This window comes from Affinirhizobium helianthi (assembly GCF_042680945.1).
Taxonomy (GTDB): domain Bacteria; phylum Pseudomonadota; class Alphaproteobacteria; order Rhizobiales; family Rhizobiaceae; genus Neorhizobium; species Neorhizobium helianthi.
Window position 1 is genome coordinate 104367 of record NZ_JBHUEQ010000025.1, and the last position, 19021, is coordinate 123387.

General features: G+C 58.8%; 23 protein-coding genes. 10 read left to right on the forward strand and 13 right to left on the reverse strand.

Going from position 1 to position 19021, the window contains the following annotated elements:
* The first annotated feature begins 59 nt into the window (after positions 1–59).
* Positions 60–563 (forward strand): MgtC/SapB family protein, encoded by a 504-nt coding sequence (locus ACFSE1_RS14050; protein ID WP_377402536.1) that lies wholly within the window; start codon positions 60–62, stop codon positions 561–563.
* On the opposite strand, the gene trhA is transcribed toward ACFSE1_RS14050, so the two are convergent.
* From trhA to ACFSE1_RS14065, 3 genes are all read right to left on the reverse strand, one after another.
* Positions 538–1206, reverse strand: a complete 669-nt coding sequence (gene trhA, locus ACFSE1_RS14055) for a PAQR family membrane homeostasis protein TrhA (RefSeq protein ID WP_377402539.1) — start codon at positions 1204–1206, stop codon at positions 538–540. The genes ACFSE1_RS14050 and trhA overlap by 26 nt on opposite strands.
* A 175-nt stretch (positions 1207–1381) precedes the next feature.
* Complete coding sequence (locus tag ACFSE1_RS14060) at positions 1382–1705, reverse strand: TraR/DksA family transcriptional regulator (protein WP_377402542.1); 324 nt, start codon at positions 1703–1705, stop codon at positions 1382–1384.
* 3 nt (positions 1706–1708) lie between these two features.
* Positions 1709–2119 (reverse strand): universal stress protein, encoded by a 411-nt coding sequence (locus ACFSE1_RS14065; protein ID WP_377402545.1) that lies wholly within the window; start codon positions 2117–2119, stop codon positions 1709–1711.
* A gap of 189 nt (positions 2120–2308) precedes the next feature.
* Between ACFSE1_RS14065 and ACFSE1_RS14070 the strand changes: the two genes are divergently transcribed.
* Entirely contained in the window at positions 2309–3175 is an 867-nt protein-coding gene (locus ACFSE1_RS14070) for a VOC family protein (RefSeq protein ID WP_377402548.1), read from the forward strand.
* Between the two features lie 69 nt (positions 3176–3244).
* Positions 3245–4414: an AI-2E family transporter gene (locus tag ACFSE1_RS14075; protein ID WP_377402551.1), complete on the forward strand. Its 1170-nt coding sequence runs from the start codon at positions 3245–3247 to the stop codon at positions 4412–4414.
* A 46-nt stretch (positions 4415–4460) separates the two neighbouring features.
* Here ACFSE1_RS14075 and ACFSE1_RS14080 read toward each other — a convergent pair whose 3' ends face one another.
* Positions 4461–4853, reverse strand: a complete 393-nt coding sequence (locus ACFSE1_RS14080) for a DUF930 domain-containing protein (RefSeq protein ID WP_377402554.1) — start codon at positions 4851–4853, stop codon at positions 4461–4463.
* 190 nt (positions 4854–5043) lie between these two features.
* Here ACFSE1_RS14080 and ACFSE1_RS14085 point away from each other — a divergent pair, with 190 nt between their 5' ends.
* Together ACFSE1_RS14085 and ACFSE1_RS14090 are read left to right on the forward strand one after the other, a co-directional pair.
* Positions 5044–7149, forward strand: a complete 2106-nt coding sequence (locus ACFSE1_RS14085) for a S9 family peptidase (RefSeq protein WP_377402557.1) — start codon at positions 5044–5046, stop codon at positions 7147–7149.
* Between the two features lie 53 nt (positions 7150–7202).
* Positions 7203–7859 carry an MBT domain-containing protein gene (locus ACFSE1_RS14090; protein WP_377402560.1) on the forward strand — a complete coding sequence of 219 codons (657 nt, stop codon included), beginning with the start codon at positions 7203–7205 and terminating at the stop codon, positions 7857–7859.
* 340 nt (positions 7860–8199) lie between these two features.
* On the opposite strand, the gene ACFSE1_RS14095 is transcribed toward ACFSE1_RS14090, so the two are convergent.
* Genes ACFSE1_RS14095 through ACFSE1_RS14105 form a run of 3 tightly spaced genes read right to left on the reverse strand, consistent with a single transcriptional unit; the run spans position 8200 to position 10345 of the window.
* Positions 8200–8418, reverse strand: a complete 219-nt coding sequence (locus tag ACFSE1_RS14095) for a hypothetical protein (RefSeq protein ID WP_377402563.1) — start codon at positions 8416–8418, stop codon at positions 8200–8202.
* Positions 8419–8434: 16 nt separating this feature from the next.
* Positions 8435–9889 (reverse strand): PepSY-associated TM helix domain-containing protein, encoded by a 1455-nt coding sequence (locus tag ACFSE1_RS14100; protein WP_377402566.1) that lies wholly within the window; start codon positions 9887–9889, stop codon positions 8435–8437.
* 36 nt (positions 9890–9925) lie between these two features.
* Positions 9926–10345: a hypothetical protein gene (locus ACFSE1_RS14105; protein WP_377402569.1), complete on the reverse strand. Its 420-nt coding sequence runs from the start codon at positions 10343–10345 to the stop codon at positions 9926–9928.
* A 271-nt stretch (positions 10346–10616) separates the two neighbouring features.
* Here ACFSE1_RS14105 and ACFSE1_RS14110 point away from each other — a divergent pair, with 271 nt between their 5' ends.
* Together ACFSE1_RS14110 and ACFSE1_RS14115 are read left to right on the forward strand one after the other, a co-directional pair.
* Positions 10617–12257: a diguanylate cyclase domain-containing protein gene (locus tag ACFSE1_RS14110; protein ID WP_377402572.1), complete on the forward strand. Its 1641-nt coding sequence runs from the start codon at positions 10617–10619 to the stop codon at positions 12255–12257.
* A gap of 170 nt (positions 12258–12427) precedes the next feature.
* Positions 12428–12685: a hypothetical protein gene (locus ACFSE1_RS14115; protein ID WP_377402575.1), complete on the forward strand. Its 258-nt coding sequence runs from the start codon at positions 12428–12430 to the stop codon at positions 12683–12685.
* Positions 12686–12767: 82 nt separating this feature from the next.
* Here ACFSE1_RS14115 and dmeF read toward each other — a convergent pair whose 3' ends face one another.
* The 3 genes from dmeF to ACFSE1_RS14130 form a co-directional block, all read right to left on the reverse strand.
* Complete coding sequence (dmeF, locus tag ACFSE1_RS14120) at positions 12768–13766, reverse strand: CDF family Co(II)/Ni(II) efflux transporter DmeF (RefSeq protein ID WP_377402578.1); 999 nt, start codon at positions 13764–13766, stop codon at positions 12768–12770.
* Between the two features lie 23 nt (positions 13767–13789).
* Complete coding sequence (gene dmeR / locus ACFSE1_RS14125) at positions 13790–14068, reverse strand: Ni(II)/Co(II)-sensing transcriptional repressor DmeR (RefSeq protein ID WP_377402581.1); 279 nt, start codon at positions 14066–14068, stop codon at positions 13790–13792.
* 111 nt (positions 14069–14179) lie between these two features.
* On the reverse strand, positions 14180–14920 hold the full coding sequence (locus ACFSE1_RS14130) for a cation efflux transmembrane domain-containing protein (protein WP_377402584.1): 741 nt from the start codon (positions 14918–14920) through the stop codon (positions 14180–14182).
* Between the two features lie 84 nt (positions 14921–15004).
* On the opposite strand from ACFSE1_RS14130, the gene ACFSE1_RS14135 reads away from it, so the two are divergent.
* The 3 genes from ACFSE1_RS14135 (at position 15005) to ACFSE1_RS14145 (ending at position 16792) form a co-directional block, all read left to right on the forward strand.
* Positions 15005–15421, forward strand: coding sequence for a MerR family transcriptional regulator (locus ACFSE1_RS14135; protein WP_377402587.1), 417 nt, complete (start codon positions 15005–15007; stop codon positions 15419–15421).
* A 278-nt stretch (positions 15422–15699) separates the two neighbouring features.
* On the forward strand, positions 15700–16188 hold the full coding sequence (locus ACFSE1_RS14140; RefSeq protein WP_377402590.1) for a GNAT family N-acetyltransferase: 489 nt from the start codon (positions 15700–15702) through the stop codon (positions 16186–16188).
* A gap of 34 nt (positions 16189–16222) precedes the next feature.
* Entirely contained in the window at positions 16223–16792 is a 570-nt protein-coding gene (locus ACFSE1_RS14145; protein WP_377402593.1) for a DJ-1/PfpI family protein, read from the forward strand.
* Positions 16793–17099: 307 nt separating this feature from the next.
* On the opposite strand, the gene ACFSE1_RS14150 is transcribed toward ACFSE1_RS14145, so the two are convergent.
* The 3 genes from ACFSE1_RS14150 to ACFSE1_RS14160 form a co-directional block, all read right to left on the reverse strand.
* The gene (locus tag ACFSE1_RS14150) at positions 17100–17417 is read right to left on the reverse strand and encodes a DnaJ family domain-containing protein (RefSeq protein ID WP_377402596.1); all 318 of its coding nucleotides are present in this window, start codon (positions 17415–17417) and stop codon (positions 17100–17102) included.
* A 71-nt stretch (positions 17418–17488) separates the two neighbouring features.
* The gene (locus ACFSE1_RS14155) at positions 17489–18403 is read right to left on the reverse strand and encodes a c-type cytochrome (protein ID WP_377402599.1); all 915 of its coding nucleotides are present in this window, start codon (positions 18401–18403) and stop codon (positions 17489–17491) included.
* A gap of 108 nt (positions 18404–18511) precedes the next feature.
* Positions 18512–18955, reverse strand: coding sequence for a c-type cytochrome (locus tag ACFSE1_RS14160; RefSeq protein WP_377402602.1), 444 nt, complete (start codon positions 18953–18955; stop codon positions 18512–18514).
* Positions 18956–19021 lie beyond the last annotated feature (66 nt).

Below are 19021 nucleotides of genomic sequence, written 5' to 3' on the forward strand. Positions count from 1 at the left end.
AAGCATCCGGCCGGGGGCCTGTTCTGGAACTTCCTGTGCGCCTGGGGATTTACCGGCGCATGGAAACGCTGATCGCCGAATTCCTGCCGGACCATCATCTTCCCTATCCGATCATTTTTCTGCGGATGATCGGGGCGATGATCTGCGGCGCGCTGGTGGGTTTCGAGCGGGAAAGGCGCGATCATGCCGCGGGCCTGCGCACCCATATTCTCGTTTCCCTTTCAGCCTCGGTTTTTGCCATCATTGCCATTGAAAGTACGCGCATGGCGGTGCTCGATACCGATCAGGCGCGGATTGACCCGCTGCGCGTGATCGAGGCGGTGACGGCGGGCGTTGCCTTTCTGGCAGCGGGCCTCATCGTCTTTTCCCGCGGGCAGGTGCACGGTCTCACCACCGGCGCAGGGCTATGGCTGTCTGGCGGGGTAGGACTGGCGCTGGGCTTCGGCTTCTGGGCCATCGGCTTCGTGGCAGCCGCGACCTGCTTCGTGGTGCTGGGCGCGATTGGCAAGTTCATGGACCGCAAGGTGCGGCGGGATATCAGGTCGCCGCCGGAGACAGACTGAAGCAGGTCATGACCGCCGAATAATGAACGGTGGCGGCGGCGATGACGAAAGCGTGCCAGATGGCATTCTGGAAGCGCAGACGCTCCCAGACATGGAAGATGACCCCGAGCGAATAAATGATGCCGCCAATGACGATCAGCCAGAGCGTTACCGAAGGCAGAAGCTGGGAAAGCGGCGGCACGACAACCACGCCGCTCCAGCCCATGCCGAGATAGAGCAGGATGGCGAGCCGATCGTATCTGCCGGGGAAGAGGCATTTCAGCATGATGCCGAAGGCTGCGATGACCCAGATGAAGATCAGCATTCCGAACACCATCGGATCTTCGGAACCACGCTGAAGAAAGGGCGTGTACGTGGCTGCAATCAGCACGAAAATTGCCGAATGATCGAAGCGGCGCAAAATCCACTTCGTGCGTGAATGCGGCCAGATATTATAGGTGAAGGACACGGACAGACACAAAAGCAGGCCGATGCCATAGACATAGGCTGCGGCCAGTTCGCCATAGCTTGACCAGAGCGTGGCATAGAAAATCAGCGCGGTGACACCGATGAGGGCGAGCACGATGCCAATGCCGTGCACGACGCCATCCGCAACGATCTCGTGAAAATCGTAATGTCTTCCCAGGCCGAAAAACTCGGTCATTCGCTGCCCTGCAATGCGATCCGTTCAATGCCGGAAGCATGCCAAATGCGAGGCTCCGGCGCAACGCATTGCAGCATGCAGGCGCATCACAATGTGTCATGCGCCTTCAACAAATGTCAGGGCATGGCCGCAACATGGGGCCGCAACATGGGGCCGCAACGTAGGGCCGCGCGGGCTATCCGTGGCCCGCCATGCAATCGCTGCAAAGGGCCGCGTGCGGCACCGCCTTCAGCCGAGCTTCGGAAATAGGAGAGCCACATTGCGCACAGATCCCGAAGCTTCCGGCTTCGATCCGGCCCAGCGCGGCAGTGATGGCTTCCAACTCCCTTTGTCCTGCTTCTCCCAGTCCTTCCAGCACTTCGTCATTGTTTCGCTCCACGGCGCGGTCGTCATCATCGGGGTTGCGCGGTTGATCGAGGTCGGTTTCAATCCGCTCCAAGCGTGTCTCCAGCTCTGCCTGCCGCGCCTTGAGAATGTCTCGGTAATGCTGCGTATCCATGTGTCACCTGTCCACCAGTACCGAGCACTTTGCGTGGCGCACCACGCGATCGGCGGTTGCGCCAATCAGATAATTGGAAAAATCCGGCTTGTGGGAGGCAAGCACGATCAGATCCGCGCCATAGGCCTGGGCCGCACCGAGGATTTCATGCGCCGGAGCGCCGGTGCGCACATCCACCGTGGCGCTGACGCCGGCGCGATCACGCAATTCCTGCAATTTATCGTTCGCATCCTTGCGGGCAGCGCCCATGAGATCGGTCGGCACATCGATGGCAAGATAGGTAGGCAGTTCCTCAACCACATTCACCAGCGTGATACGACCGCCCTGATCCAGAAGTGCAACCGCCTTTTGCAGAATGCGCTCGCCCTTTTCCAGCTGTGCGACATCAACGGCGACGATAATCGATCTATACATGGCGTTTCTCCCGAGGGTTGATAAGCCTATCATCCACACTGAGGCGGTTCCCGCGTTGATGGAAATCAAAGTTTCCAAGGAAGCTATCGCTCAATAAAATTGAACGAATTATCCGCAAATTTCCGTCTATCGTGAACAATGCCGGTGACTCATAGTCTGCCTGACGCCGCGAACCGAGAGATGACCGCTATGACGCACAGCCCTGCCCGCCCCTTTGCCCTGACCCGGCCCGCCCATGTGGATGGCGCTCATCTGGTGGTGCAGGACCTCGATGTCGTCAGCAGCTTCTACCAGCGCATCATTGGCCTCAGCGTTCTGGAAGAGAGCGGCAGCGGCCAGGTTCTGGGCGCGCATGGCATACCGCTTCTGAGCCTGACGACGGGCAACAATGTGAGGCGTGCGCCACGGCAGGCAGCGGGGCTTTTCCACACCGCCTTTCTGGTGCCGGATCGCAAGGCGCTGGCCGCATGGCTTTTTCACGCAGCCGAAAGCGGGGTACAGCTGGACGGGGCATCCGACCATCTGGTGAGCGAAGCGCTTTATCTTTCCGACCCCGAAGGCAATGGCATCGAAATCTATCGCGACCGGACGCCGATGGAATGGAACTATCACGCCGACGGCACCGTGGAGATGGCCACCGAGCGGCTGAACCTGCAAGCCCTGTATAACAGCGCGCCGCAGGAGCGGTTCAACGGCATGGAGCCGGGCACGGTCATCGGCCATATTCACCTGCAGGTGGGCGATATTCCGCAGGCCGATGCCTTCTACCGCGATGTGCTGGGCCTGAAAATCATGGCGCGCTACCCCGGCGCCAGCTTCTTCGCCACCGGGGGCTATCACCACCACATCGCGGCCAATATCTGGAACAGCCGCGGCGCCATGGCGCGCGAAGACGCGATGAGCGGCCTCTCCGATTACACGATCCGCTTCAACGATCAGGCAGCGCTTGATCAGGCGGTGCAGAACCTCGACACACTGGAGATTGCCGCCACCCGCACCGGCACCGGCTGGACGCTGCAAGACCCCTGGGGAATTGGCCTTACACTGGCGGCCTGAGCCCGTAAATCACGCTTGGAACCGTCGCTTCCCACGTGCGTTGTAGCCCGTCATCAGGGGGCCTCGACCATGGGAACGACAGTAGCGGGTTCAAACAGCCGGCAAAGTGCACGGCATAAACGCCAGGTTCTGGAGCATGAAGCCGCGCGACAGGACGAAATGGCCGTCTATTCCAGCGATCATACCGAATTCATGCCGCTGGGGCGCGATGCGCTGGAGGTGGCGAAGGCCTGGGCGGTGATCGGGATTTTTCTCATCATCGGCTTTGCCGTGGTGCATCACCTTTCCCTCATTCTCAAGCCTGTGACGCTTGCGGTCGTGGTGGGCATGATCCTGGGCATTGTGGCCGAGCGCATGGGCGAATTCGGCATTCCGCGTTTCGGCATTGCCGTCATTCTTTCAAGCCTGGTGATGGCGTCCGTCTTCCTGATCATGAATGCGCTTGCAGAGCCGATTGCGACACTGGTGCAAAACGGGCCGGATGTGGTGGAGAACGCGCTTGCCCGCATCACGCCGTTTCTGGAGCGGCACCACTGGCTGAACATAACGCCCGCAACCTTCGAGACCGGGCCGATGTCGATGGAAAAACTGCTGGAAAACAGCAGCAATATTCTGGGCGTGCTCTCCTCCAGCGTCACACCCGCCATCATTCAGGCCCTCATCTTCTTTGCCGCGCTGCTGCTCTTTCTCTATGGCCGGTTGAGACTTCGCCGCAGCATCATCATGGCCTTTCCCTCCCGCCGGCAGCGCCTGCTGGCCATCCGCATTCTGAATGCCGTGGAGGAAGTGCTGGGCTATTACTTCGCCACCGCAAGCCTGATCTATCTGGGGCTTGGCGTGGTCATGACGGCGATTGCCTATTTCGGCGGGCTTTCCATGCCGGTTCTGTGGGGCATTTTCGCCTTTCTTTCCAGCTTCGTGCCCTATCTCGGCATTACGCTGATGACCTTTTCCGTGGCGGTGGCAGGCGTCCTGACCCATGACACGCTGATCATCGGCCTTCTGCCCGCCTTCGTGTTCTTCATGGTCCACCTCGTTATGGAAAATCTGCTGTTTCCGGCAGTGATGGGGCGGCAATGGGAGATAAACCCCTTCGTGGTTTTCGTCGCCATCCTGTTCTGGACCTGGATGTGGGGCGCTGTGGGTGCCATGCTGGCGCTGCCGCTTTCGCTGATCGTGATGACGATGATGCATGAGCTGTTCCCGGAGCGGAAAACCGCGCCATCGCTGCCGGGGTAAGACGAGGAGCGGACGGCGCATGATGTCATACGCCGTCCATCGCTCGTTACTCGTAGAGGTAATGCTTGCTCCAGTCCTCCCGCGGGATCTTGGAGCCGACCTTGTAATCGAAGGACTGGATCGTGATGCCATCCTTCGCCGTCTTGCATTTGTAGCGCAGGCGATACCAGTCGCCGGCGCTGCGGAATACGGCACCCGGAGCCCGCAGGAGGCCGTTCTTCTCTTCCGTATCGCCGAAGGTATAGGCAATCACCTTGTCAGGCTTGAAGCCATCGCCCTGTTTGGCGATCCGGCTCATGGCCTCGATATCGCAACGCTGTTCACGCCGTTCGTCGGGCGTCAGGCGATCCAGCTGGCGGATGATGTTGCTATCGAGAGCATGGGCGGAAATTGCCGTGGCACCCGTGAGAACCAGTGCTGCGGTCAGTCTTTTTATCATGTCATGTTCCATCCAATGTGACTCGGACGGAGCGGAAACTAGGAGGGCGAGGCAGGCTTGGCTACCCGTTTCTTTAGCGAAACACGAAATGTGATCAGCTTTGCAATGGGCGAAGGCGGAACTTGCCCTTCCGCCCCGGCGGTCTTATCTCTCAACCAACCCACCGAATGACCTGATGCCGGAGCACCCCTTGGCCTACAAGCGAAACGCCTTCCAGAACCTGCCCTCAGCCCCCGTTGCCGCCAAAAAGCCGGTGACCGACACCCGCCACGGCAAGACCCGCACCGACGATTACGCCTGGATGCGGGCGGATAACTGGCAGGCCATGTTCAAGGACACCTCCATCCTCGACCCGCAGATCCGCAGCCATCTGGAGGCGGAAAATGCCTATATGGAGGCAGCGCTTGGCGATACGGCAGAGCTGCAAAAGGCACTGTTTGCCGAGATGAAGGGCCGCATCAAGGAAGACGATTCCTCCGTGCCGATGAAGGATGGCCAGTTTGCTTATGGCACCTTTTTCGTGAAAGGCGGCGAACAGGCGCATTACTTCCGCACGCCGCGCGATGGCGGCGACAGACAGGAACTGCTGGATGGCGACAAGGAAGCGGAGGGCAAGGATTACTTCCGTCTGGCCGGGATCGACCATTGCAGCGACCACAGCCACGGCATCTGGGGCTATGACGACAAGGGTTCCGAATATTTCACGCTGCGGGTGCGCAATCTGGCCACCGGCCAGGACCTTGACGACGTGATTGAAAACACCTCCGGCGGCGGCGTCTGGGCCCCCGATGGAAAGAGCTTTTTCTATACGCTTCAGGATGAGAACCACCGCCCCTCAAAGGTGTTTCACCACATCATCGGCCAGCCGCAATCCTCCGACCGGCTTGTCTTCGAGGAGAAGGACCCCGGCTTCTTCATGGGTGTCGGCGGGTCGCTGCTCGACGATTTCATCTATATCGACATCCACGACCATGAGACTTCGGAATATCGCCTTCTCTCCACGCAGGATCTGACCGCCGAACCCATGCTGGTGGCGGCCCGTGAGGAAGGCATCGAATATTCGATGACCGAGGGCGGCGACATTTTCTACATTCTCACCAATGACGGCGGGGCCAAGGATTTCAAGATCGTATCGGCTCCGGTGAATGCACCGGGCAAGGAGAACTGGACGGATGTGGTGCCGCATGAGCCGGGCCGCCTCATTCTGTCGCACGCCGCCTATGCCCGCCATCTGATCTGGCTGGAGCGTCGCGACGGGCTGCCGCGCATCGTTATTCGCGACCGCAGATCGGGCGAGGAACACGCCATTGCCTTTGATGAGGAAGCCTATTCGCTGGGACTGCAAGGGGCTGCCGAATACGACACGGATGTCATCCGTTTCTCCTACTCCTCCATGACCACGCCGAGCCAGCTGTTCGACTACAACATGGCGACGCGCGAGCGTGTGCTGCTCAAGACGCAGGAAGTGCCCTCCGGCCATAATCCGGACGACTATGTGACCCGCCGCGTGATGGCCCCGGCCCATGACGGCGAACTGGTGCCGGTCTCCCTGCTCTATCACAAGAATACCGCGCTGGACGGCTCTGCCCCCTGCCTGCTCTATGGCTACGGCGCTTACGGCATCACCATTCCGGCCAGCTTCTCCACCAATGCGCTTTCGCTTGCCGATCGCGGCTTCGTCTATGCCATTGCCCATATTCGCGGCGGCAAGGACAAGGGCTTCAGCTGGTATGAAGACGGCAAGATGGAGAACAAGCAGAACACCTTCAAAGACTTCATTGCCGCAGCCGACCATCTGGTGAAGGAGAAGTTCACCTCCTACGACAACATCATCGCCGAAGGTGGCTCTGCGGGCGGCATGCTGATGGGCGCGATTGCCAATATGGCGCCGGAGAAGTTCGCCGGTATTATCGCCGCCGTTCCCTTCGTGGACGTGCTGAATACCATGCTGGATGACACGCTGCCGCTGACCCCGCCGGAATGGCCGGAATGGGGCAATCCGATTGAATCGGCTGAGGAATATGAATGGATTGCCGCCTATTCGCCCTATGACAATGTGGACAACAAGCCCTATCCGCCGATCCTGGCGCTTTCCGGCCTGACGGATCCGCGCGTGACCTATTGGGAGCCGACCAAGTGGATCGCTCGCCTGCGGGAACGCGCGCCAAATTCTGGCCCCTTCCTGTTGAAGACCAATATGGCGGCAGGCCATGGCGGCAAATCCGGACGCTTCCAGCGGCTGGAAGAAATCGCCTTCGAATATGCGTTTGCTTTGAAAGTTGCAGGTAAAGCGTGAGTTAAGCCTGAGATAAGCATAGCTATACATCATGCCCCAAAAGGGAGCCTCTCATGCAGAATACTACCCACGCTGTCATGTCTCAACGGTTCGAACCCAAAGACAGTGCAGACGATTTTCCGACGCCTCCCTGGGCAACGCGAGCTCTGGTTGAGCATATCTTAGGCGCGGAGACAGTTCGAGGTCGGAGTTGCCTTGAACCTGCTGCGGGCCGCGGCTACATGGCAACTCCATTAAGCGAGTATTTCGAAGTAGTTGAATCTGCGGATGCTTATCCCTATGGTTTCTGCCAGATAAAGGACTTTCTCGAACATCCTTACAAGGCTCAATCACATGATTGGGTCATTACCAATCCACCCTTCAGACTGGCAGAGCAGTTTGTAGAACGGGCCCGCCTTGTCGCGCGCGTTGGCTTTGCAATACTGGCAAGAACTGTATTTTTGGAAAGCGTCGGACGTTATGAAGGGATTTTCCGCCTCACTCCACCGACGATCTTTGCACAATTTTCTGAACGCGTCCCTATGGTTAAAGGTCGAGTAGACCCAAAAGCATCTACTGCGACCGGTTACGGATGGTTTATTTGGCTCAAAGGCAACGAAGGTAGCACCACCGAACTAAGATGGGTGCCCCCGTGCAGACGCTCTCTGGAAAGGGCAGACGATTACAGGGGGCGACCTAGCGCCCCGCTTTCTGCAACCCCAGCGCTGTAATTTTCAACCCACCGCGGATACCAAGCAAATATCCTCGCGCAATATAGTTGTTGGGAGATTTAGCGTGACTACGGATATTTCGTACCCTTTGCTCCCAGAGATATTCACCCTCCCTAGTTTTAGACACTTTCAGGTCTACCGGTGTCAAATTATGGTGTCGTGGAATTTCAGCAAACAGTTCCCCGAAAGTTGCCTCTCCACTTGACTTAGCCGACAGAATCTTCAGCACAATTTCCGAGATCTCAGCTTCCGACGTTCTTTTCGTTTTGCTCAAATTAGATTCCTCTTTTATGACTACCATAACTGGGCGAAACCCATTTAGGTTGCAGGTGTTACCATTTCAATACTGCAAAAGAACGCATTGGTAGCATTTTTGACTCCTACCTGAACAAGCTGCTGCCCCGACCGCTTCCAGCGGCTGGAAGAAATCGCCTTCGAATATGCCTTTGCCTTGAAGGTTGCTGGCAAGGCGTGAGGTGTCGCCGCGCGGAATTTCAGGTATGTTTTCCGTATGAGAAATGAAGAACGCTCTCTCACACAACAGCAAGAGAGCGCTCATTCGTAGACTGTTCCCCTTACTCCGCTGCGGCAGTAGCCACTCTTCGGCTGGCGCGGCGGGATTTATCCAGCCACCAGCGCACAGCATCCACCGCCACAAAGACGAGCAGGGTGATCCCCATCAGAGGCAGTGCGAAACCGAGCGCAATGGCCACGAGAAGAACGCCTGCACGGGCAGTCCAGCCAAGATAGAGGAAGGACTGCGCGAGCGTTCTGGCCGGTGCACCCGGCGCCGGACGCCGCTTCCACCAGAGCGCATAACCATAAAGAATGGAGGCGCACAGCGCCGCACCAATCGCACCGACGACGATCTGGTTAATGAGACCGAACTTGATGCCCATGTGGATATCGATGCCCCAGCGAATGAGCTTCGGGATGATGGTGAAGGTGTCGAAATCGGCGCGGCTCGTCACCGTCATGCTGCGCGGATCGATGGCAATCGTATCCACCTGCGTGGGCGTGGAGCGGTCATATTCGCGCACCATCCAGGCCTTGTCGGCGGATTTGGAGGGACGGATCTCGACCAGCGGCGATTCAATGCCCGCCTTGCGCGCCGTCGCCAGAACCGCATCCATCAATGTGGCCGGATCGGGCAATCCGTCAACGGGCGCCGGAGCCATGCCCGGCATGACATGATCCATGTGGGCGGAATGATCCATATGGGCCATATCCATCCCCGGCATTTGCGGCGCGGCATCGAGCTTCAGCGAAACCGAGGGCGTGACCCAGTTGAGTGCGCTTCGCAGAGCATCGATGTTATCGCCTGCATATCTGGACCAGGTCAGCCCCGTTGCCGAAAGAAAGAAAAGGCCGAGCGCAATCCAAAGCGCGAGAAGGGTGTGAACCCGCTTCAAGCGGCTGACGCCATCCCCGGCAGACCGGGCGCGCGCCATGCCGCGCTGCCAGAACCAGATGACAATGCCGCCAAGCGCCGCAATCCACAGCCAGGAGGCAGCAAGCTCACTATAGTTTCGGCCGAGATCACCCAGATGGAGATTGCGGTGGAAGAGATCGATGAAAAGGCGCAGCGGCAGAATGCCGGTGGTTCCGTAAACCACCAGATCGCCCTTCACATCCAGCGTGACCGGATCGACAAACACGGCGCGGGTTTCGGATTCGCCAAGCTGCGGATCGGCAAACATCACGCGCGTCGTGCCGCCCTGGAACGTGGCCGGACGCACCGCAAACACCGCCCGATCACCGCCAAGATAGGCCCTTGCCGCGTGTATCTGGTGTTTCAGGCTCTGGCTTTCGCCGGTTGGCGAGCCCGTGAGATAATCCCGGTAGAGATAGTTCTCCAACTGCGGGGTGAGCACGTAAAGCGTGCCGGACAGCGCCGCGATGAAAATGAACGGGCCGACGAAGAGGCCGATGTAGAAATGAAGGCGCGTCAGAAAGGCCCGAAATTCCGAACCTGAGGATGGCGAACGCTGTTGCGCGCGCGAGGCAGCGCCCTTCGCTGAAGAAGACATGACTGTTGTTCCATGATCGAGTGGAAGACGATGAATTCAGAGGATCATGGAATTTGCAGGCGGCCCGCGCGCCTGCGGACTGAGAACCGCAAGCGATGGGCCGGGGCCGACCACCGCTCTTGTCCAGCGGATGGCAAAACTATCCGGCGCATGGGATGGCAGAAACCGAAGATGCGCCTGAAGAGCGGGGCCAACGCCACAGGCAAGCTGGCACAGCGTGAGACATTGCGCCTTGCCCTCAGGATCTGCCGGTTGTTCCTGAAGCGGAGGAATGCCGCCTGCATGGCTGGAGCAGATGACAAAGCCGCCGTTAAGGCTCTGCACAACCATGCTTTGCTGCAGATAGGCACCGACGAAAAGCTGGATGACAAGCGCATAGCCCAACAGGACTATCGTCAGACCCTTGCCGAGCAGGATCGAAATGTTACGCTCTTCATCTTTCATAAAAGATGCCATGCCATAGAGCCGCTGCACTGTCACCCGGACTGCGAACCTTGCCCCTGCGGCATTTTGTGCACTGGTCCTGGTTGTACACGTACATAAAAGACAATACTGAAAAAATTTTCAGTTGTTCAACCCTTAGGTGCGGAAGAGAGCTTGCTCAACAGCCAAACACTTGAGAGAACACTGATAGAGTCCTGAAACAAAACATATTGTTAGTATTTAATTGCTAGTTTGACGAGAATTTAGCCTTATACAGGCTAGACGATGGGATGAGGAACGGGTTGTGGAAACATCGGTTTGGCTTCTGATATCGGTGGTGGTTCTTGCCATCCTGATTCTGGCGGGAGCCCTCCGCGCGCCGGATGTGCCTGGACGGCGTGCTTTTACAATGGCCATCCTCGTGGCGCTCTGGTGGACAGCCTGGGTGCTGGCACGTCACACATCCAGCGATCTGGAATTCAAGATTTTCGCCTGCAAGATCGCCTGGTTCGGCGTGATTGGCACGCCACTTTTCTGGTCGCTCAGCTTCATTACCTATGCCCGCGGAAAAAGCGTTGAAACCAATGCCCAGCTGATTGGCACGGGTTTGGTGAGTGCCACTTTCGGTGTGCTGGCACTGACCAATGACTGGCACCACTGGATGTACAAGGGCCTGATCGACGAAAGAACCATGCAGTTCGAACATGGCTGGCTCTACCCGGCGGCCATGATCATTGCCTATAGCACGGTGGCGATTGCCTTTTTGCTGGGCATGTCCATGACGATCCGCGCCCGCGGCATTCACCGGTGGCAGCTCTGGGCCCTGCTGGCTTCCGCCTCCTTCCCCACGGCTGGCAATATTGCCTACACCACCTACGGCTTCACGCTGTTCAACGACGACCCGACCCCGTTCATTTTCGCCGCTACGGGCGCCTTCATGCTGGGCGCTCAGCTGTTCGGCCACCTGTTCGTTTTGCCGCCCATCGGGCGCGATGCGATTTTTGCGGTTCTGCCCGATCCGGTGATCGTGCTGGATGAGCAAAACCGCATTCTGGAACTCAACCCGGCGGCCGCGGCCCTGCCCGGCATGCCGAAAAAGACGATTGGCCAGAATCTGGAGGATTTCCCCGAACTCGAGCCCATCGTGAATGCCTCCATTCACCGCGATGGCGAGAGGCATGAAATCACCATCGTCAACAAGGGCGTCTTCGAACTCTCCTGCCATTCGCTGACCCCTTGGGGCCGCGCAGGCGGACGCATGATCGTGCTGCGCGATATATCGCTGCGCAAGGCAACGGAAGAGCGCCTGGCCGCACTTTCGCGCGATCTTGAGGCACGCCTGATCGAAAAGATGGAGTTGCAGGCCCAGCTGCGGGAAGAAGCATCCCGCGACCACCTGACCGGACTTTACAACCGGCGTCATGCGCAGGAGGTTCTGCCCGCGCTTTTCGAACAGGCTGGCACGCCTTCCGTCATTTCCGTGGCCATTCTCGATATCGACTACTTCAAGCTGTTCAACGATCGCTATGGCCATCAGACGGGCGATCAGGTTCTGCAGCTCTTCGCCGACATGCTGAAGCAGGATATTGGCAGCGAAGGCTGTGCTTTCCGCTGGGGCGGGGAGGAATTCCTGATCGTGATGGATGGCGTCAACCGCGCCGCGTTTATGGAGCGTGCCGCCAGCTGGCAGGCGAAGCTCGCGCAATGCACCATTCCCGGCGTGAACGATCTTGCCCTGACTTTCTCCGGTGGCCTGTTCGTGGCCCGTCGCGGCGAAAGCGGCATGGAAGAAGCGATCAAGGCCGCCGACACCGCCCTTTACGGCGCAAAGGCGGCGGGGCGTAACACTTTGTCAGTGTTTGGCGATTACATCGAGCCCCCGGCCAGCGCCGTTCAATCGCTGATTCGCGGGCCGGAAGACCGCTGGATTGCCAAGCTGGCCTGAACCTCCTTGCGCTGTGCATCCGCCTGGCGAAGCAAGCGCAGATGAGCCACCCCCCAAGCCCTGCTTGAAGTCAATGCAGTTCGCCATGGCGATCGCCCATGACGCAAGCTTCGCGCAAGCTTCGTGAATTAAAAAGTGGTTAATAGAACAACCACTTTGGGCTCGACGCGATGCAGATCGACAGCGGATTGAATAACTATGGTTATTCTGCTCGTCCCTACCCGGCAGAGCGGAAAACAGACGAAAAGGCACCTCAGGCACCGGAAGTGCGCATTCGCTCGCTCACCGGGCTGACCGGCAGCAGCACCCTGCTTTCCACCAATCTGGCAAGCGCGCTCTGGGCTGTCGAGGGAACCAAGGAAGAGGCGGAAGAAACATCCTCTCCCCTCTCCCCCACACAGATCACAAACGTCTATTCCGAGTTCTGAAAACGGTTTTCCGGGATAGGCTCCAAACGACAAAGGCCCACAGCCAGCAAGGCGGATGGGCCTTTCAGTTTTGGCTGCTCGATCACGCCGCCTGCGTGACTTCCACCGTGATGTGCGACAGCTGCGGCAGGCCCGCGAGGCGGTGCTTGTAGGCTGCCGGTTCCTGCGGTGCATTCGACAGAATGGAGAGAATGGCGGCATGATGCCCCGGTCCGACCTGCCAGACATGCAGATCGGCAATCCGGTCGCCGTCACGCTCCACACGCTGGCGAATTTCCTCGGCCATTTGCCCTTCATTCGGCACGGCATCCAGCAGCACGCCCGCCGTATCGCGGATCAAGCCATAGGACCAGCGGGCGATCACCACTCCGCCGACAATACCCATGACCGGATCGAGCCAGATCCAGCCATAGCTTCTGCCGAGCAGAAGCGCGGCGATAGCGAGGATGGATGTGAGCGCATCGGCCAGAACATGCAGATAGGCCGCGCGCAGATTATGATCCGTGCCGTGATGGTGATGACCGCCGTGATGATGGTGGTGGCCGCCATGATGACCGTGATGAACATCGTGATCGTGGTGATGGTCATCGTGATGATGATGGGCATGGCCATGACCATGGTGGTGCGGCTCATCGCGCAGCAGCCATGCACTGACCAGATTGACGGCAAGGCCAAGGATGGCAACGAGAATGGCCTGCCCGAATTCGATCTCCACCGGATTGGCCAGGCGCACCGCACTTTCGGCGGCAATCAGAAGAGCGATCAGGGCCAGGATGACCGCGCTGGCAAAGCCCGCCAGATCGCCCAGCTTGCCGGTGCCAAAGGTAAAGCGTCTGCTTTTCGCCTCGCGCCGCGCATACCAATAGGCAAGTGCGGCAATCAGCATGGCACCTGCATGGGTGGACATGTGCCAGCCATCGGCCAGCAGCGCCATGGAGCCGAACAGGCTTCCGGCCACGATTTCCAGCACCATCATGCTGGCGGTGAGCGCAATGACCAGCCAGACCTTGCGCTCGTTCCGGCTGTGCTGTTCACCCAGAAACACGTGTTCGTGCTGCAGATCTTCGAAATGTGCCGCCATATGGAATTCTTTCCCGTTCCTGCCTATTCGCCGCGCATATAGGTGCGCAGCGCCTCGGAAAGCTCCCGCGCCGCGACCTGCCGCTCCGCCTCGTTTTCGGCGGCCACGACATGCTCCGTCAGATGCTCCTGCATCAGTTCCACCGTGAGGCCGGACAGCGCACCGCGAATGGAGGCCAGCAATTGCAGCACATCGCCACAGGGCTGCTCGCTCTCCAGCGCACGCTCAACTGCCTCCATCTGCCCCTTCAGCCGCCGGATGCGGGCCAGAAGCTTATCCTTGCCGTGATGTGTGTGTGCCATCTCGTCCTCATAGTATAGGGGGGTACCCTATATTGCTTGTGCGGTCCACGCAAGGCGCCACAAAAAAGCGGGCCGTGGAGCCCGCTTTGAAGAATGAGATGGCAGTGACATTCAGTGGCGATGAGACACATCTGCATGGTGGCCATCGTGCTCGTGGCCGGCGCAGCAGGCCGAACCATGCGCGTGCGTATGGCCTTCGGCTCCATGATCGTGCGGATCGAGATTCGGATCGATCGCACCCTTCTCCTTCCATTCCGCAAAGGATTGGGTGAGGATCTGGAACGAGGATGTGAGAAAGAGCCCGGCCATGACGGCGGCAACGGCAAGATCCGGCCAGGCGCTGGATGTGCCCCAGACGCCAAGCGCTGCCAGCATGACAATGACATTGCCGATGGCATCGTTGCGCGAGCACAGCCAGACGGAGCGCACATTGGCATCGCCATCCTTGTAATTGACCAGCAGGAACACGCTGACGAGATTGGCAGCCAGCGCCATGAAGCCGATGACGCCCATGATCGGCGCTTCCGGCACGCCGGTGTAGAACACCCGATAGAGCGTGGAGCCGAAGACCCAAAGCCCCATGCCGAACAGGCTTATGCCCTTGGCAGCCGCTGCCATGGTGCGGATTTTCAAGGAAGCGCCAATGACCGCGAGCGAAATGCCATAGGTGACGGCATCGGCGAAGAAATCCAGCGCATCGGCCTGAAGCGCCTGGGAGCGCGCCATATGCCCCGCCGTCATTTCCACCAGGAACAAGGCGGCATTGATGATGATGACCGCCCAGAGCCGCCGCTTGTAATCGGCTGACAACCCCTCGAATGTTCCGTGATGATGGCCACAGCCCGCACTCATGATGTCACCTTTCGCTTGGATTTGATCTGGTGACAGCCTACATAATCCCTCTAGTCACTAGAGGTTCAAGAGGAAAATTTGCAAATGTATGCCATTGGTGAGCTCTCCCGCAGAACCGGCGTGAAAGTGCCGACCATTCGCTATTACGAGCAGATGGGGCTGATGCCGCCGGGTGAACGGACCGAGGGCAACCAGCGCCGCTATTCCGCAGATGACCTCGACCGGCTGACCTTTATTCGCCATGCGCGGGATCTGGGTTTCGAAATCACCATGATCCGCGATCTCATCGCGCTCAGCCAGCATCCCCACGCGCCTTGCCAGGATGCAGACCGCATTGCAGCCACGCATTTAAAGGATGTGCGCGACAAGATAGAGCGGTTGAAGAAGCTGGAGATGGAGCTGGCGCGCATCGTTTCCCACTGCGATGGCGGCCATACGGTGGAGGAATGCTATGTCATTCGCTCGCTTTCCGATCATGGATTGTGCGAGCACGAACATTGAGCAATTCCATGGACAGTGCGGGGCGGTCTTGCCTGCGCCACTGCGATAAACAAAGAGCCAGAGCTTTTTTCAATCGTTCAGATTGCGCTTGACTCGCGGAAAAATAGAGCGCATCCATAGCGCCATGTTGATCGCACGCGCACCCATCTCCTGCACGTATTTTTGGGCCTACCGGTAACGGGCGGCTCGACAGATCACTTTGTCAACAAGCCGCCGTCAGGCGGCTTTGTTGTATCAAGACGGCACCTGACGGCACCCAAGAACAAGAGGATGCCGAAATGACCGAAGACACAGAAATCTCCCTCGCCCGCCCTGCTGTCGTGAACATTCGCGCCGCCAAGCGTCGGGATCTTCCCGAACTGAACGAGATGATCGCACTTCTAGCCGCCCATCATGGCGATGCCGCTGGCATGACCCCGGAAAAGCTGGAGCGCGACCTGTTCAGCGACAGCCCCTGGATTCAGGCGCTCGTGGCCGATACGGGCGAGGAATTGATCGGCTATGCCATTCTGGTTCCGCTCTACAGAGCCCAGGAAGGCAAGCGCGGGCTGGATCTGCACCATCTTTTCGTGCGCGACGGGCATCGCGGCCACGGCATTGGCCAGCATCTGGTGAACCGCGCCCGTGACCAGGCCAGAGCGCGCGGCTGCGATTTCCTGTCCGTGAGTGCAGCGACCGGCAATTTCGCCGCCCATCGCTTCTACGAGCACATGGATTTCATCTCCCGCCCGGTTACCGGCATGCGCTTCCTGCAAGCGCTCGCTTGATCCCCGCATCCATCAACGATGATAGGACAGGAAGATGAAACGGATTGCCATTGCCCTCACCCCCGATTACGCCGACTGGGAATGCGCTCTACTGGTCGCAGTCGGCCACGCCTTTCTTGGCGTGGAGGTTGTGACTGCATCGCCAGACGGAGAGGCGGTGCGCTCCATGGGTGGTTTCAAGACTGTTGCCGAGACCGCCTATGACCGACTGGACGCCGCCAGCTTCGATGCACTGGTGATTCCCGGCGGATTGAGCTGGGAGAAAGGCAATGCGCCTGACTTGAACGAACTGATCCACCGCTTTCGCGATGCGGGAAAAGTGGTTGCCGGCATCTGCGCCGCATCCAGCGCGCTAGCGGCAAGCGGCATTCTCGATGACGTTCGCCATACGGGCAACAGCCTTCAGGCCCACAAGGCGCATCCCGGATATGATGGCGAGGCGCATTATGTCGATCAGCCGCAAGCAATCCATGACAAAGGGATTGTCACGGCACCGGGCACCTCGCCTTTCACCTTCGCGATGGAGACCCTGAAGGCGCTGGACCTGTGGAGCCCGGAGATTGAGGTCGAGCTTGCGGGTTTCAGGGCCGATACCAAAGGATGATATGAACCGATTGCATGGGCCAGGAGGCCTTCATCCGACGAGGAGCACACCGGAGAGCGATGCTTTTGCATCGGTCGAGGATTGCGACACAGTCCGGGGAGGAAATCCGGCCCATCCGAAGGACCGGACGCTTTTGGCCCAACGGACATCGTCGAAAATCCGCGCCGGACCGTCGGGTCCGACTGTGGTTTTCTCCTTGCCGCAAACCAAAATCGCAAAGCCAAAATCGTTCCGGCGCAATCGGTTTCTATCATCGACATTTGGTATGAGTTCGGGTGACATGGCGAAGGACAGCCATGTCTTTTCGTCAGCTGCCGTGAAACCGGCGGCGAGCCTCCTGCTCGATATCGAGGCGCAGCTGAAGATCGGCGAGTTTCTTCATCTCGCGTTTGCGGCTGTCCTCATCCGGGGCATCGCGAAGCACTTGGGCCTGCGCCTCCACTGCCTTTCGCAATTCGATCTCGCGCGGTAAAGCGCCCGCTTCCGCCATGATGCGGAAGCCTGCGGCATCGGCACTGTGATCGCCTTCGAGGTTGAGCGGTTTGCCTGCGCCCTTCAACCTGTCGAACTGGCCTTCAGCCTGGGCTTTCAGCATCTGCCTTTCGGCAAGACTGGAGAATTTCATCATGCTCTCCCTTTTCCAAGGTTATAATCTAGGGCAAGGGCGCTGACGGAAAAGGGGGAGCCGACCGTCCGCTACTTCTTTGGCACTGCCTTCAGATAGGCAGCGATTGCCTGAATATCCTCTTTCGGCAGATGCGCGATGTTCTTTTGAACCTCGGTCATGGAGCCGCCAACACTATCGAAATCCGGCGTGAAGCCGGTTTCCAGATAGCTGGCAATGTCCTCTTCGCTCCAATTCCCGATGCTTTCGGAGCCCGGCGTGATATCGGGAATCGTGCCCTCACCTTCGGGATTGGGACCACCCGCCAGCCAGTTGTTGAGGTCGAGACCGCCCAGCGCATTGCGCGGCGTGTGGCATTCGCCACAATGGCCCGGACCTTCGACGAGATATTGGCCGCGCTTCACCTGATCGCTGGCATTGGCAATCTCGACCCGCGGCTTGTCGTTGAAGAACAGGAACTTCCAGCCGCCAAGCGCGATACGCATATTGTAGGGAAAGCTCAGTTCATGCGGGGGCGCAACATTGCTGCTCGGCGGCAAGGTCTTGAGGTAGCCGAAGAGGTCGTTGACATCCTTCGGCGTCATGCGCGCATAGGAACTATAGGGGAAAGATGGATAAAGATGATCGCCCTTTGGCCCGACGCCACGCGTCATGGCATCGCCGAACTGCGCCAGTGTCCAGGAGCCAATGCCAGCCTGTGGATCGGGTGAAATGTTGGGAATGTTGAAGGTGCCAAACGGTGTCGGCAATTTGTGCCCACCGGAGAGCACTTTCTGGGCATCGCCTTGCGCACCCGTTGCGGAATGACAGCTGACGCAACCGCCGGCCCAGAACAGCTTCTCGCCATTGGCAACATCCGGCTGCCCGAGATTTGCCCAGTATTCTGCCGGATGCGGTTGCGGCTTGGTAATGGCATAGGCGACGGCTGCACCGCCCGCCGCCACGACCAATCCCGCCACCAGAAATTTCGCCAGGGTAGATGCCATTCTTTGCTCTCAAACCACTGTTCTTGAAATTCAGAACTTTAAAAACTGCTGCAGCCCGAGGATACAGGCTACAGCACCAGAGAGAGTGACGAAGTGTAAGGCGAGACCTTAGCGCTTGAGACGATAGGCCTGATGGCAGGAGCTGCAATCGGCACCGACCGTCTTCAGGGCCTGACCGACGGCTGCCTGATCTGCGGGCATGGAGGCGAGCACAGTTTCCGCATCCTGCGACAGCTTCAGGGACTTGGCCTTGAAGTCATCCATGTTCTGCCAGATGGCCGGGGCGGCCTGCGTGTTCTGGCCCGTTTCCGTGCCTGCCGGGAAGTGGTTCGGGAAATCCTTCGCGGCCTGGGAAATCGTGGTCAGCGACTTCTTCACCACCTCGGCATCATAGGGCTTTTCACCCTTGGCGATGGCACCGAGCGCGCCCATGGAGCCACCGATCTGCTTCATCAGACCCTGACGGACCAGTTGCGGCTCATCGGCTGCACCCGCAGCAACGGTGCCAAGACAGATAGCAATAGTGGCAGCAACGGCAAACTTGAACTTCATGGGCATTCTCCCTCTCTCGGGCGCGCAACTTGCGACACCTCAGTAACGTCACGCAGATTACACAGC

Excerpts from the sequence above, each read along its gene's own strand:
- ACFSE1_RS14050 (WP_377402536.1), top strand. The coding sequence starts at position 60 with ATGGAAACGCTGATCGCCGAATTCCTGCCGGACCATCATCTTCCCTAT.
- trhA (WP_377402539.1), bottom strand. The coding sequence starts at position 1,206 with ATGACCGAGTTTTTCGGCCTGGGAAGACATTACGATTTTCACGAGATC.
- ACFSE1_RS14060 (WP_377402542.1), bottom strand. The coding sequence starts at position 1,705 with ATGGATACGCAGCATTACCGAGACATTCTCAAGGCGCGGCAGGCAGAG.
- ACFSE1_RS14065 (WP_377402545.1), bottom strand. The coding sequence starts at position 2,119 with ATGTATAGATCGATTATCGTCGCCGTTGATGTCGCACAGCTGGAAAAG.
- ACFSE1_RS14070 (WP_377402548.1), top strand. The coding sequence starts at position 2,309 with ATGACGCACAGCCCTGCCCGCCCCTTTGCCCTGACCCGGCCCGCCCAT.
- ACFSE1_RS14075 (WP_377402551.1), top strand. The coding sequence starts at position 3,245 with ATGGGAACGACAGTAGCGGGTTCAAACAGCCGGCAAAGTGCACGGCAT.
- ACFSE1_RS14080 (WP_377402554.1), bottom strand. The coding sequence starts at position 4,853 with ATGATAAAAAGACTGACCGCAGCACTGGTTCTCACGGGTGCCACGGCA.
- ACFSE1_RS14090 (WP_377402560.1), top strand. The coding sequence starts at position 7,203 with ATGCAGAATACTACCCACGCTGTCATGTCTCAACGGTTCGAACCCAAA.
- ACFSE1_RS14095 (WP_377402563.1), bottom strand. The coding sequence starts at position 8,418 with ATGAGCGCTCTCTTGCTGTTGTGTGAGAGAGCGTTCTTCATTTCTCAT.
- ACFSE1_RS14100 (WP_377402566.1), bottom strand. The coding sequence starts at position 9,889 with ATGTCTTCTTCAGCGAAGGGCGCTGCCTCGCGCGCGCAACAGCGTTCG.
- ACFSE1_RS14105 (WP_377402569.1), bottom strand. The coding sequence starts at position 10,345 with ATGGCATCTTTTATGAAAGATGAAGAGCGTAACATTTCGATCCTGCTC.
- ACFSE1_RS14115 (WP_377402575.1), top strand. The coding sequence starts at position 12,428 with ATGCAGATCGACAGCGGATTGAATAACTATGGTTATTCTGCTCGTCCC.
- dmeF (WP_377402578.1), bottom strand. The coding sequence starts at position 13,766 with ATGGCGGCACATTTCGAAGATCTGCAGCACGAACACGTGTTTCTGGGT.
- dmeR (WP_377402581.1), bottom strand. The coding sequence starts at position 14,068 with ATGGCACACACACATCACGGCAAGGATAAGCTTCTGGCCCGCATCCGG.
- ACFSE1_RS14130 (WP_377402584.1), bottom strand. The coding sequence starts at position 14,920 with ATGAGTGCGGGCTGTGGCCATCATCACGGAACATTCGAGGGGTTGTCA.
- ACFSE1_RS14135 (WP_377402587.1), top strand. The coding sequence starts at position 15,005 with ATGTATGCCATTGGTGAGCTCTCCCGCAGAACCGGCGTGAAAGTGCCG.
- ACFSE1_RS14140 (WP_377402590.1), top strand. The coding sequence starts at position 15,700 with ATGACCGAAGACACAGAAATCTCCCTCGCCCGCCCTGCTGTCGTGAAC.
- ACFSE1_RS14145 (WP_377402593.1), top strand. The coding sequence starts at position 16,223 with ATGAAACGGATTGCCATTGCCCTCACCCCCGATTACGCCGACTGGGAA.
- ACFSE1_RS14150 (WP_377402596.1), bottom strand. The coding sequence starts at position 17,417 with ATGAAATTCTCCAGTCTTGCCGAAAGGCAGATGCTGAAAGCCCAGGCT.
- ACFSE1_RS14155 (WP_377402599.1), bottom strand. The coding sequence starts at position 18,403 with ATGGCATCTACCCTGGCGAAATTTCTGGTGGCGGGATTGGTCGTGGCG.
- ACFSE1_RS14160 (WP_377402602.1), bottom strand. The coding sequence starts at position 18,955 with ATGAAGTTCAAGTTTGCCGTTGCTGCCACTATTGCTATCTGTCTTGGC.